This is a genomic window from Streptomyces sp. NPDC060205 (assembly GCF_042728395.1).
Taxonomy (GTDB): domain Bacteria; phylum Actinomycetota; class Actinomycetes; order Streptomycetales; family Streptomycetaceae; genus Streptomyces.
Window position 1 is genome coordinate 26,683 of the sequence record NZ_JBHWZP010000052.1, and the last position, 12,517, is coordinate 39,199.

The 12,517-nt window shown below is 68.5% G+C and carries 9 protein-coding genes; 4 read left to right on the top strand and 5 right to left on the bottom strand.

The window, feature by feature from the left end; all coding sequences use genetic code 11:
- Positions 1-338 precede the first annotated feature (338 nt).
- Together ACFWGJ_RS12480 and ACFWGJ_RS12485 are read right to left on the bottom strand one after the other, a co-directional pair.
- Positions 339-1,562, bottom strand: coding sequence for an amidohydrolase family protein (locus ACFWGJ_RS12480; protein ID WP_387323022.1), 1,224 nt, complete (start codon positions 1,560-1,562; stop codon positions 339-341).
- Between the two features lie 262 nt (positions 1,563-1,824).
- The gene (locus tag ACFWGJ_RS12485) at positions 1,825-2,883 is read right to left on the bottom strand and encodes a ketopantoate reductase family protein (protein WP_387323024.1); all 1,059 of its coding nucleotides are present in this window, start codon (positions 2,881-2,883) and stop codon (positions 1,825-1,827) included.
- A gap of 969 nt (positions 2,884-3,852) precedes the next feature.
- Between ACFWGJ_RS12485 and ACFWGJ_RS12490 the strand changes: the two genes are divergently transcribed.
- The gene (locus tag ACFWGJ_RS12490; RefSeq protein WP_387323026.1) at positions 3,853-5,940 is read left to right on the top strand and encodes an ATP-binding protein; all 2,088 of its coding nucleotides are present in this window, start codon (positions 3,853-3,855) and stop codon (positions 5,938-5,940) included.
- 9 nt (positions 5,941-5,949) lie between these two features.
- Here ACFWGJ_RS12490 and ACFWGJ_RS12495 read toward each other — a convergent pair whose 3' ends face one another.
- Positions 5,950-6,432, bottom strand: a complete 483-nt coding sequence (locus ACFWGJ_RS12495; RefSeq protein ID WP_387323028.1) for an acyl-CoA thioesterase — start codon at positions 6,430-6,432, stop codon at positions 5,950-5,952.
- Between the two features lie 304 nt (positions 6,433-6,736).
- On the opposite strand from ACFWGJ_RS12495, the gene ACFWGJ_RS12500 reads away from it, so the two are divergent.
- A complete protein-coding gene (locus ACFWGJ_RS12500; protein ID WP_387323030.1) occupies positions 6,737-7,444 on the top strand; it encodes a DUF998 domain-containing protein in 708 nt (235 codons plus the stop codon).
- A 191-nt stretch (positions 7,445-7,635) separates the two neighbouring features.
- On the opposite strand, the gene ACFWGJ_RS12505 is transcribed toward ACFWGJ_RS12500, so the two are convergent.
- Both ACFWGJ_RS12505 and ACFWGJ_RS12510 read right to left on the bottom strand, forming a co-directional pair.
- On the bottom strand, positions 7,636-8,700 hold the full coding sequence (locus ACFWGJ_RS12505) for a formylglycine-generating enzyme family protein (RefSeq protein WP_387323031.1): 1,065 nt from the start codon (positions 8,698-8,700) through the stop codon (positions 7,636-7,638).
- A gap of 291 nt (positions 8,701-8,991) precedes the next feature.
- Positions 8,992-9,417: a MarR family winged helix-turn-helix transcriptional regulator gene (locus ACFWGJ_RS12510; protein ID WP_387323033.1), complete on the bottom strand. Its 426-nt coding sequence runs from the start codon at positions 9,415-9,417 to the stop codon at positions 8,992-8,994.
- 248 nt (positions 9,418-9,665) lie between these two features.
- On the opposite strand from ACFWGJ_RS12510, the gene ACFWGJ_RS12515 reads away from it, so the two are divergent.
- Both ACFWGJ_RS12515 and ACFWGJ_RS12520 read left to right on the top strand, forming a co-directional pair.
- Entirely contained in the window at positions 9,666-11,891 is a 2,226-nt protein-coding gene (locus ACFWGJ_RS12515) for an MMPL family transporter (RefSeq protein ID WP_387323035.1), read from the top strand.
- A gap of 113 nt (positions 11,892-12,004) precedes the next feature.
- Positions 12,005-12,451 (top strand): DoxX family protein, encoded by a 447-nt coding sequence (locus ACFWGJ_RS12520; protein ID WP_387323037.1) that lies wholly within the window; start codon positions 12,005-12,007, stop codon positions 12,449-12,451.
- The last annotated feature ends 66 nt before the right edge of the window (positions 12,452-12,517 follow it).

Consider the following 12,517-nt stretch of genomic DNA (forward strand, 5'->3'; position numbering starts at 1 on the left):
AGTGGATGCATGTAGCGACTTCCAAGCTACTCGCTCCCCCGTGTCTGCACCATAGCAACGTGCTCGGCATCATGTGCTTGCAGAATCCGTGTGCCCGCCCGGTCGGACGCCGTCCAGGCTGACCCTCATCACCACAGAGCCGTCGCCCATGCGGTAGACACTCTCTGGTGCCCCTGGAAGCATGAACATCAGGTCGGGCGCCGGACCCGCACCTTGCCTCAGCCGGCATCGGCGGTCGTGAGTGAGACTCCAGAAGGTGTTCCTACCCGATGAATGCGGACTACGGGCCGGAAGGCATCCTTTTCCCCTTTGTAAGTTTCTCTCCCGCGCCGGGTGGCTCAGGCGGTGACGCCGCCCACAAGGACAGTGCTGATGCGATCGGCCGATCCATTCCACACAACGTGTGCGAGAGCCTCTTCTATAGTGGCGACCGGTCGGCCGGGCTCAAGGATTACCAGGTCGGCCCACTTCCCTGGTGTGAGTGAACCGGTTACGTCGTCGAGCCAGCAAGCACGGGCACCTTCGATGGTTGCGGCAGCGAGGATGTCCTCAAGTCGGCTTCCCACTGGCGGGCACGACCCGTCCCATTCGGCGGCTCTCAGCAGAATTGCCGCAGCGCGCATCTGGTTGAACATGTCGAGCGGGCTCCCGAGCACGGTGTCCACGGCGAGCGCGGCGCGGGACCCGGCGTCGGTGACGCGTCGCAGTGGAGGGACGCCGGTTCCCATGGCAAGTTCAGCGATCGGCGGAACGACGATGCGGCCTCCAGAATTACTGACGAGGCGGAGCTCGTCGGTGCTGGCGTCGGTGAGGTGTACGAACTGCAGATCCGGTCCGAGGAGGCCCTGCTCGTGCAGGGAGGTGACGCCCCCTGGTCCTGAGACGTGCGTTGAGACGTGCATGCTGATCGGGATGCCCGCCTGGCGAGCACGCTCGATGTCGGCACGGACGACTTCAGGCGGAGAGAGATCGGGGCCGCGCAGGGCGGCGGCGACGCTGACTCGTTCGTGCGTGGTCGAGCCGTGTTCAGCGGCAAGCTTCTCCATGTCGTTTGGATGATGACGTGCGCTGTTGTAGTAACCGAGCGCTACCGGCGGGCCGTAGCCGAAGACGTATCGAGACGGCGAACTGAGCGCGGCGGCCACGGCGGCTTGGGCGTGCTCCGGCGTATTGGTCACATGGCACCAGTCGAAGGTGGTCGTCGTGCCCGACGTGACAGCACTGCGCAATGCGGCGCGGACGGTGTCATACAGGCCGTCCGGAGTGACCGCCGCGGCGGCGTCAGCGACAAACTCTTTGAAATACGCGCCGAGGCCGAGCTCAGGGTGACACAATAGGTACGTATGCTCCCACAGGTGCTGATGTGCATCGATCAGCCCGGGGATCACGATTGATCCCACCAGGTCCACGACCTCGGACCCCGGCGGCGCCACCAAGTCGGTTCCGACGGCCGAGATCCGGCCGGCGTCGATGAGGATGTCGCCGCGCTGCAAACTTGGAATCTGTGGGTCGCAGGTCAGGACCGTGGCTCCACGCAGGAGGCGTGTGCTCCTTGCAGACATGCTCAGCCTCCCGTGTTCGGACGTGCGGCCGAGGGCGCGGTCGCCCGACGGCAGCGGGGGAGCGTGGCGTCGCCCCGGGTGCTCTCAGTGAGCATGAGGTCGGCTGCGGTGTCGACGACCTGGATCTCGGACCCGGGGTGCTGTGGAATGCGTGCGGAGAACCAGTCAACAATCGCGGAACTCTCGCGGATCGACCGAGTGCTGGCGATGGGGGCATGCAGGTGAATCTGCGACATCGAATTCATCCGTCCTTCTGGCGCGGCTAGGCGCCGATCAGATGCCGAAGTTCGGCAAGGCGCTCGGGACCCGGGGTGGATTCGCCGCGCTCGATACGACGAGCCATCCGAACCAGAGCAGCATTCACGGGAGCCGCTCCGCCGTGCTCGGCGTGCGCAGCGACGACGGCACCGTTGATATCCGCGACCTCGCTGCGCCGGCCCTTGCTCCAGTCGTGGGCGACCGTAGTAGTGGTGGAGGGCAGCACGAAGCCGCTGACCAGGGTGTCCAAGAGCAGTTCGACGAGGCGATCAGGCTTGCTGACGTCATCCACGGAGAGCCCGAAAATGGGAAGCGGCTGGTAACCGAGAAGCACTCCGGCGTCGGCGGCCTCCTGGCCAGAGCGAAGCATGAGCGCTCGGACGTCGGGGTCGGTCGCGGCCGTCATGACGGGAAGATCAAGCATTGCCGTCATCGCAAGAGTGGTGCAGTTGCTGATTAGCTTCATCCACTTGGTGGCACGGATGTCGCCGACAGGTGTGGCCGTACCTGAGTGGCTCAGCAACTCGACGATCTCTCCCACGCGGCTCCGGGGGGCAGGAGCGATCTCACCGACGGCAAACCATGAACGGTCCGGCGGTGAGTGCCGCTGGACAATTCCGGGCTCGTTCATCATCGAGGAAATCTCGATGACGGAGCCGAGAGTGCGGTGTGGGCCGACGACCTCGACGATGGCGTCCGTCGTCATGCCGTTCTGCACTCCCACGACCACACCGTCGTGCGCCACCAACGGCTCGATCAGGTGGACCGCCCAACGGGTGTCGTATGCCTTCATAAGAATCAACACGACGTCGAAAGGTTCAGCGAGGGTCGCGACGTCGCAAAGATCTCGCGCTACGACGGGGACGTGCAGCGTTCGGTCAGGCATCACGATGCGGACACCGTCGGACTGCATGGCGCGCACGTGCTCGGGCCATTGTTCGATGAGGGTGACGTCGTGTCCGGCGCGTGTCAGGTCTGCACCGATCGAGGCACCGTTTGCGCCGGCGCCCAGCACAGCGATACGGGGAGGCATATGTTCATCCCATTTCAGGTGATCAATCACACGAGTACGTCGGGCGTCGCTCCGGGTGACGTGCAAGAGGCCGTCCCGGTCTCTGAGGTTGTCGTGCGAGGTGAGGCCATTGCACCGGCCTGACCAAAGGGTGGGGAACCCGGGACCTGCCAGCTTGTGAGGCTGCGGGGCAAAGGATCGCCCGCTCACACGCAAATGGTCGCGGCCTGGATGAGGCGTTGAACGCGGAAGGCACGCGTGTAGCGGGGGACGTCGGTGAGCGAGGTCAGGAGGGCCGCTGCGAGAATGGCGACCACGGTGCTGGGCGCTGGCCTATCCACTGGCCGGCACATCTCCTTCCGGCATCACCGCAGCCTTCGAGGCGAACAGGCAGATCAACGGCGCCACTCAGTGAGGCCCCTTGGCGGAGTCCACAACGCATCGGGCTAAATCCCTCCTCGTGGCGGTGGCCGCTTGCGACCGGCACCGGCGCCACTGTCGGTGATGCACCTTTTCTACGCTGCTCCGGTCGAAACATCAAGAGACATTCGAAAGTCATGCTCAGGTTCGTTTTTCCGGGCAGGCTGCGCTGCCTGCCCGATCACAGAGCTTCCAGTGCTTGGGCCGACGACGCATGCGGTCAGACGGCTGGGGACGCGGGTGACGTTCGTTGATACGGGCGTTGACGCCTTGGCGCAGCTGCGGCACTCTGCCCAGAAGGGCAGACCTGATAACAGCTCTCTCGCAGCATTGATGGTCTGAGGCGGCTCCACTGCGCGGATGATGCTGCGATTGCTCCGGCTCGAAGTGAACGCAGCTTCTGGTCTGCTCCAGTCCCGGCTTCGCCGGAACGGCTGCCCGCTGGAAGCCTTGGGCCAGCCTCCGCATCGTCTGCAGATGGGCATGGGAGCCGCCCGCTACGGTGACCCCGGGCCGACTCCGTCAGGAACTACTGGCGGTGACGGGCGCGACTCTCTGACCCTGGCGTTGACCGGGGCCAACACCGCCTACGTTTGGTTCATGTCTCACATTCCTCTGGGTCCGCTCGCGGAGCGCCTCCGGTCGGCACGCGGTGCGTCGTTCATCGGCCGTTCCGAGGAGCGGGCACAGTTCGCGGCCGCGCTGGACGGCGTCCCCGGGACCTTCGGTGTCCTGTATCTGCACGGGCCCGGGGGTGTGGGCAAGTCCGCACTGCTCTCCCGGTTCGCCGACGAGGCACAGGCCCGGGGCCGCCGGGTGATCACGGTCGACGGTCGCGACCTGACCGCCCGGGAGGAGGACTTCGAGGCGGAGGCCGGCCCTGTGGGAGCCGACGAGCGGGTGGTTCTGCTCGTCGACACCTTCGAGCGGTGCCAGGGGCTCGAACGCTGGCTGCGGGAGAGTTACCTGCCCGCACTGCCGGGCGACGCGGTCGTGGTCATCGCGGGGCGGCGGCCCCCGGCCCTGGCCTGGCGGACCGATCCGGGCTGGGACGGCCTGCTGCGCGTCGTACGGCTGCACGACCTGCCGCCGCACGACGCCGGCACCCTTCTCACCTCACGCGGTGTGCCTCCGGGGGAGCAGGCTCCCCTGATCGCGTTCGCGGGCGGCCATCCGCTGGCGTTGCGGCTCGCGGCCGACGTGTCGCTGCACGGTGAGCGCATGCACACCCGTTCCGCGGCCAGCACGGACGTCATCAAAACGCTGCTCGGACAGCTCGTGGGCACGCTGCCGAGCGCCGCGCACCGCCGGGCCCTGGAGGTGTGCGCCCACGCGCTCGCCACGACCGAGGAGCTGCTGAGGGCGGCGCTGACCGACGCGCCCGCGTCCGAGTTGTTCGCCTGGCTGCGCGAGCTGCCCTTCGTCGAGACCGGCCGGCACGGTCTGTTTCCGCACGACGTCGTCCGGGAGGTCCTCGACACGGATCTGCGCTGGCGGGATCCCGGGACCTACGAGGCCATGCACCGCCGGCTGCACGCCCATCTCCTGACCCGCGCGAAGGCGGCGGAGGGCACGGGGGTCCTGCCCGCCATGTCGGCCCTCACCTATCTGCACCGCACCAACGGCTTCCTGTCGCAGTACGTGACCTGGCAGGCCGACGGCGATGTCCACGAGGACACGTTCGTCCCCGAGGAAGCCGAGGAAGTGCTGTCCCTGGTCCGGGACGCCGAAGGACCCGGGGCCGAAGCACTGACCGCCTTCTGGATCGGCAGGCGGCCTCAGGCTCTGCGTATCTGCCGCCGGACCGACTCCCGGCAGATCGTCGCCGTGTGGGCCTGTCTGACGATGGACCGGCCCGACCCCGAGGAGCTCGCCGCCGACCCCGTCGTGTCGGCGGCCTGGGAGCACTGCGGAGGTGCCACTCCGCTGAGGGATGGAGAACACCTGGCGATCGTGCGCTTCCTCATGGAGCCGAAGGAATGCGAACGCCCCTCGCCGGTGATGGACCTGTTCCTGCACCGGGCCGTGTACGAGTTCGTCCTGGCCGACCGGCTGGCGTGGTCCTACATCGCGATGGCGGACAACTCCTTCTGGCATCCCCTGATGGCCTACATGGACCAGCATCTGCTGACCGAGCCCGTCCGCGTCGAGGGACGGGTCCAGTCGCTCTACGCCCACGACTGGCGGGTCATCCCGCCGCGGATCTGGCTCGACTTCAGCGTCACGCTGGAACTGGGCGGCCTCGAAGCGGGCAGGACGGCGCACCGGACCGGCGGTTGCGTGGTGCTCACCCGGGAGGAGTTCGACGAGGCGGTACGGGCGGCACTCACCGCGTGGCACCGCCCCGACGAGTTGGTCACCAACCCTCTGGTGCGCAGCAGGCTGGTGGTCGAGCATCCCGAGGCGGACGCGGTGGCGGCCCTGCGTGAGGCCGTCACGGAGTCGATCGAGACCCTGCACGGCACGGCTCGCGACGAGCAGCTGCACAAGGTCGTCACCACCACCTACTTCAAGCGCGTGCCCAACCAGGAGGCCGTCGCCGAACGGCTGCACATTTCGTTCAGCACCTACCGCAGGCATCTCGCCGCCGCTCTGGAACGGATCAGCGGTCAGCTGTGGCAGATGGAGATCCACGGCACTCCCCCGGCCGCTCAGCCACCCTCAGACTCTTGGCCTGAGGGCACGTGACATGGGGGCCTACGACTCCGAGGCCGGTGACTCGGACGCCCGCATGAGGGGCAGGGCGGCAGCCCGCGCGCCCTCGCCGAACGGCGTGGGGCGCAGCGTCACGGGGTCGAGGTTGACCTGGATGCGCTGTCCGGTGGCGTGCACCACGGCCCGGTCCTTCGACAGCACCCGAAAGCCGTACGTGTAGCTGGTCCGCCCCATCCGGTCGATCCAGAAGTGCACCTGGACCTCGCCGACCTCGGTGATCGGCATGTCGTACGTGATCTCCATCTTGCGTACGACCTGGAGGACGTCGGCGATCTGCGACTTCGCGCGGTCGAACGACACCCCGCGCTCCATCCAGTACGAGGTGATCCCCCGTTCGAAGAGTGCGGCGTACTGGCCGTGGTGGACCATTCCGAACGAGTCCAGGTCGCCGAAGTGGACGGGGACAACCTGGTGGTGGCCGACGGCGGCCGCAGTACCGCGCTCAGCGGTGTCGTCGTTGCTCATGTTCTCTCCTTTTCACCGGCTCTCATGTTCGGCCCGTCGGATACTCATCCACAGGTCAATCCCTGCTCACTTCCGAAGTCACGTACGTGTCGTGCTTCGGCTGCGGCCTGCGGACCGTGCACCGGTGCGGGCAGGTACTGCGTTCGCAGTACGGCCACGTGTCCGCGACCGGACGACGACTGGGCGCGGGTGGACGGGCAGTCTCGACCCCATGGAAAAAGCCGGGCTACACAAAGTGCCGACCGACACGGGACCTCGCGCAGGTGGTCCCCGCCCCTTCCGCTCACCGGCACACGCGCTGGCAGTGAGCGGCACGGCCGCCGCCGCCCTCACCGTGCTGACCATCGTCGCCCTCGATGTCCGGCTGGCCATCGTGTCCCCCGGGCAGCTCCGTCACACGATCAGCGAGTACGGGCTGGGGCCGCAGCGGTGGCTCTTCGGCGCGGCGGTGCTGTTGCTCGCGTTCGGTTCGCTGGCCGTCGTCGCCTCCCTCGTGTCCAGCAGGATCACCCGGTGGCGTTCCGGCGCGGCGATCGCCATCACGCTGTGGTCGGCAGGGCTCACCGTGGTCGCGCTGATACCCAAGGAGGACCGGACCCTCGTGGAGGACACGCTTGGCGGCGAGATCCACCGGGTGGCCAGTCTGATCGCCTTCGTCAGCCTGCCGATCGCCGCGCGGCTCCTGTCCCGCCCGTGGCGGCGGTCCGCCGTGTGGGGCACGCATGCCGGGAGGGTTCGCCGGCTCGGCCTGCTCTCCGCTCTGGCCTTCGTACCGATCGTGTACGCGGTGGGCCAGATGATGCTGACAGGAACACCGTGGTGGGAGGTCCTGCCGATCGGGATCGTGGAGCGTCTTCTGGTCGGCGCCGAGGCCGTCGCCGTTCTCGCCATCGGCATGTGGGCCGTCCGCGCCGCCCACGCGCCGCCCGTCCGTCTTGTACCGGCCCCGTCTGCGCGACTTCGTCCGGCGGACGCCGATGACACCGACGACAGGGAGAAGCTGACGGCTTAGGCCCGTCCGAACACCTTCAGCCCGATCCCCGGTCAGGACTTGACCAGGGATTGGGCTGGAGGTGACCGGCGTGTTGTGTGGAGGGTGTCGTGTCGGCCCTCGGGGTGCAGCCCGGTGCACCCTGCGTCATCGGGAGAGACACGTTCATGCGCGACAGGCCCAGAGCTTTCCCGCCGCCGCCCGGGGTCACCTCAGGGTCGAGGGTCGGCGGCGCACCGGAAGCCGATGTGGTGGTGTCCGCCCTGCGGCTCCCGGGAGTAACCGGAGCGGTAGGTGCCACGCAGAGCGTCGGCTTCGTCGTCGTGGGCGCCACCACGGGTCACCCGCTCCTCCGCGGAGTAGGTGACCTCTTCTCTGCCGTCGCTACCGTCGTAGGGGTACGGGCGGTACAGGGTGCTGGTCCATTCGTACGTGTTCCCGGCCAGGTCGTGGATGCCCAGAGGCGTCGCCCCCTCCGGATGGGCGTTCACCGGTGCAGTGCCGCCTGTCGCCGCACCGTAACGGGCGCGTTCGGCGTTCGGTTCCTGCTCGCCCCACGCGTAGGTGCGACCCTCGGGGCCCCGGGCGGCGGCTTCCCACTCCGCCTCGGTGGGCAACCGCGCGCCGCGGTCCCGGCAGTAGCTGTAGGCGCCCCACCAGGTCACTTCGGTCGCGGGGTGATCCGCGTACGACTTCTCGACGTCGAAACGGCCGTTTGCACGCAGGAGATGCGAGTTGCCGTCCGCGTCGGCCGGGACGAACAGGTCGCGGTCGTCCTTGTCCCGTACGGCGTCGGGTTCGCGGGGCATGCGGGGGTCGGCCGGGAGCTCCTGGCCGCCGGTGGCGTTGCGCAGCTGCTCCTTCTTGCCGTTGGCCCAGCGTGCGAGGTCCGCGTTCGTCACCGGGTAGCGGTCGAGACGGAAGGCGTCCAGGCGCACGGTGTGAACGGGACGTTCGTCGGCAGGTCCGTCCGCGGCACCGAGGAGGTAGGCGCCGGCGGGCACAAGAGCCATCTGCGGAGCGCCTGTTGGCGTCCGGGTGGCGGCCGGATCGGGGACACGGTCGCTCGCCCCGGACCCCTCGGGCCCGGTCTGACAGGCGGCGAGCACGACGACGGCGGTGGCGCTGAGCAGGACTGTGCGCAGCGCCCGTCGGCCGCCGTGCCGGTGCGGGAGTCCGAGGCGCCGAAAGCGCGACTCATGGTGGGGCGTTGTTGGCCCATAAGAGTGGGGTCGGCGGCTCGGGGCGGCATGCGTGGTCGATTCGGCAGGCGTCATGGGTGCTCCTGAACGGGAGGGGGTCGGTGCGACCAACCCTTGCTCCCGAGCCGGTGGCGCGCGTCAGCCCCTCGCAGTCAACGGCCCCTGCTGCGACCGCGGTACGAGGACGTGGGACCGCGGTGCACCTCCTCCCACGGCGGGTGTGCCTACCGTGCCCGTGGTACCGCAGGTGTCTGCGGTGGGAGGACGTGCGACACGCGGGTCCGGGGCCAGTCTTGGCGGCATCGGACAACCCCCCGCCTCTTGGAGTCGATCATGCATCCCCTCACCGGCGCCCAGGGCGCAGTCTCAACTCCCCGCGGCCAGCGCCTTCGACAGGAGGCCCTGGAGCACGACGCGTTCATCGGCGTCGAGGGCACTGAGGGTGGGTGTGGTGTGGGCGCGCTCAAGGAGCCGGTCCCGAACCGCGCGGCCCTCCTCGGTCACCACCAGCGTGCGTACGCGGCCGTCGCCGGGGTGCGGCCTGCGCTGCGCCAGTCCCTTCTCCTCCAGCTTGGCGCACATCAGGGTCACGTTGGAGGGGTCGCAGTGCAGCCGCACGGCAAGCCGCCGCAACGGAACAGGCTCGGGCTGCGCGTCGGCGTACCACAGGAGGTTGGCCAGCGGCTCGGTGATGTCCAGCTCCTGCAGCAGGTCACTCATGTGTTCCCTGATGAGCAGCGACATGGTGGCGACCTGGTGGGCGAGAACGGCCGTGTCGGCTTGCGAAGGCATGCCTCCAATGTATCGCTTGACAAACTCATTGAGTAACTCAAACAATAACCTTGAGCCACTCAATGAAATGCCTGTCGCGGACAGCCGCTCGGCCGTGTCGTGCAGCGTGACCGCCCTCCGGGCCCCACCTGGCGCCTGTCGCACCCCCGTCCTCGTGGACAACCACGTGATCAGCACACCCCGACCGCGGCCCACAGGTCCCGGCCGCGGCTCCGTACCCCCTTTCATTCCATGTCTTGGAGTCCTTCATGGCTGTCCTTCTCTACCGACTCGGCCGGTGGTCGTTCCGCCGACGACGTCTCGTGCTGCTGGTGTGGCTCGTCCTCCTGGCAGCGGGTGTGGCGGGAGCCGTCACCCTGTCCGGCCCCACCTCGGAAGCCCAGCGGATTCCCGGCCTGGAGGCCCAGCGCGCACTCGACCAACTGGAGGAGAAGTTCCCCCAGGCCGCGGCCGACGGCGCCACGGCGCGCGTGGTGTTCGCGGCCCCCGACGGTTCGACGCTCGCGGATCCGGCCAACCGGCAGATCCTCGACCGGACGGTGGCCTCACTCGCCGACGGGCCGCAGGTCGCCGGTGCGCAGGATCCCTTCGACACCGGCACCGTCAGCCCCGACAAGGCGATCGCCTTCAGCGAGGTGACGTACAAGGTTCCCGGGGAGGACGTCAGCGCCGGCTCCCACGAAGCCCTGCAGAAGGCGGCCGACCAGGCCCGCGACGCGGGACTGACCGTCGAGATCGGCGGAGATGCCATGGAGGGTGAGGAGCCCGGCGGCTTCACGGAGATCATCGGCGTCGCCATCGCCGCGCTGGTCCTGCTCGTCACGTTCCGGTCCATGCTCGTGGCGGGTCTGCCCCTGGCCACCGCGCTGATCGGCGTGGGCATCGGGATGACAGGCATCATGACGCTGACCGGCTTCGTCGAACTCTCCCCGGCGACCGAGACCCTGTCCCTGATGATCGGCCTGGCGGTCGCGATCGACTACGCACTGCTCGTCGTCTCGCGCTATCGAAACGAACTCACCGAGGACTCCGACCGCGAGGAGGCGGCGGGCCGCGCCATGGGTACGGCCGGCTCCGCGGTCGTGTTCGCGGGGCTCACCGTCATCATCGCGCTGGCCGGACTGTCCGTGGTGGGCGTTCCGTTCCTTACGCAGATGGGCTTGGGCGCCGCCGCCACCGTCGCCGTGGCCGTCCTGATCGCGATCACTCTGCTCCCCGCACTCCTCGGCTTCGCCGGACGCCGTGTCACCGCACACAGCGCGGAACCGAAGGACACGGAGAAGCGCGCCACGATGGGACGCCGGTGGGTGACCACGGTGACGCGCCGTCCGGTGGCCGTACTGATCGTGGCGACCCTCGGCCTGGGCGTCGCCGCCCTGCCCGCTCTCGACCTGCGCCTCGGGCTGCCCGACGACGGCATGGCCCCACGGGAGACGACGCAGCGCAAGGCGTACGACCTGGTGAGCGACGGGTTCGGGGCCGGCTTCAACGGACCGCTCGTCATCGTCGTCAGCACCGAGCGCGGCACGGACCCGAAGACCGCGGCGCAGCAGGTCAGCGACGACGTCAAGTCACTGCCCGACGTGAAAAGCGTCTCCCCCGCCAACGTCAACCCGGCTGGTGACACCGCCCTGTTGCAGGTCGTTCCGGACGGCGGCCCGAACGCCCAGTCCACGACCGATCTGGTCAACACCATCCGTGACCAGGGCCAGGACCTGCGCGCCTCGACCGGGGCGACCATCGCCGTCACCGGTCTGACCGCCCTCAACATCGACATGTCCGACCGGCTGCAGAGCGCACTGATCCCCTATCTCGCGGTCGTCGTGGGCCTGGCAATGCTGCTGCTGATGCTGGTGTTCCGATCCGTGCTCGTGCCCGTCAAGGCCGTACTCGGCTTCCTCCTCACCGTGGCAGCGACGTTCGGCGCCGTGGTCGCGGTCTTCCAGTGGGGATGGCTCGCGGGACTCCTGGGCGTCGCCCAGACCGGGCCGATCGTCAGCATGATGCCAGTCTTCCTGATCGGTATCGTCTTCGGACTCGCCATGGACTACCAGGTCTTCCTGGTGGCGCGGATGCGCGAGGAGTACGTCCACGGGGCGGGCCCGACGGAGGCCGTGGTGTCCGGCTTCACACACGGCGCACGCGTGGTGACGGCAGCCGCGGCCATCATGATCAGCGTCTTCCTGGGCTTCGTGATGTCCGCCGACGCCATGGTCAAGATGATGGGCTTCGCTCTCGCCGTCGGCGTCCTTGTCGACGCGTACATCGTCCGCATGACTCTCGTACCGGCCGTGCTCACCCTCCTGGGGCGCTCCGCCTGGTGGCTGCCCGGCTGGCTGGAGCGGCTCCTGCCCGACGTCGACATCGAGGGCAGCAAGCTGCGCGGGCGCCTTGACGCGCACCGGCCGCAGAGCGCACACGACGACATCAGCGGCTCAACTCCCGATTCGGCGCCCGACCTGACCAAGGTCTGACCGACCGGCGACCGGTTCGTCCATTCCGGTCACCACACATCGCCACGCAACATCGCACAGCCCGACCGCCCTACCTGCGCTGCGAGTGCAGCGCCCCCAACCGAGGTGAAACCATGAGCCAGAACATCACTTCCTCCCACCGCACGCCCGCCACGACCTCGCGGCCCGCGCACATCACGGCCTGGGTCATGCAGGCCCTGCTCGCGGCCGTCTTCCTGTTCAGTGGCGTCACCAAGTGGCTGGGCGGCGAGCAGACCCGCCAGACCTTCGAGGAGGTCGGCGCCGGGCAGTGGCTGCGCTACGTCACCGGCGCCATCGAGATAGCCGGCGGCGTCGGCCTGCTCGTCCCCTTCCTCGCCGCGTTCGCGGCCCTCGTCCTGTCCGGCGTGATGGCCGGTGCGGCACTGAGCGAGATGGTGCTGATCAACGACGGCAATCCAGTGATCCCCCTCGTGGTTCTCGTCCTGTGCGGGGTTCTGGTGTGGCTGCGCCGCAGCGGTCTGAGCCAGTACACGGCACGGCTGAGCCGGCCGGCACCGGCCCGTACGCCTGCGGGCTGAACTGCCCGCGGGCAGGTAACTCCCGCCCGCGGACTGGCACCTGTCGGCTCCGCCGCAGCGCGTACC

Bases quoted from the DNA above. Each gene is read 5' to 3' on its own strand.
- ACFWGJ_RS12480 (WP_387323022.1), bottom strand. From the start codon at position 1,562: ATGTCTGCAAGGAGCACACGCCTCCTGCGTGGAGCCACGGTCCTGACC.
- ACFWGJ_RS12490 (WP_387323026.1), top strand. From the start codon at position 3,853: ATGTCTCACATTCCTCTGGGTCCGCTCGCGGAGCGCCTCCGGTCGGCA.
- ACFWGJ_RS12495 (WP_387323028.1), bottom strand. From the start codon at position 6,432: ATGAGCAACGACGACACCGCTGAGCGCGGTACTGCGGCCGCCGTCGGC.
- ACFWGJ_RS12505 (WP_387323031.1), bottom strand. From the start codon at position 8,700: ATGACGCCTGCCGAATCGACCACGCATGCCGCCCCGAGCCGCCGACCC.
- ACFWGJ_RS12510 (WP_387323033.1), bottom strand. From the start codon at position 9,417: ATGCCTTCGCAAGCCGACACGGCCGTTCTCGCCCACCAGGTCGCCACC.
- ACFWGJ_RS12515 (WP_387323035.1), top strand. From the start codon at position 9,666: ATGGCTGTCCTTCTCTACCGACTCGGCCGGTGGTCGTTCCGCCGACGA.
- ACFWGJ_RS12520 (WP_387323037.1), top strand. From the start codon at position 12,005: ATGAGCCAGAACATCACTTCCTCCCACCGCACGCCCGCCACGACCTCG.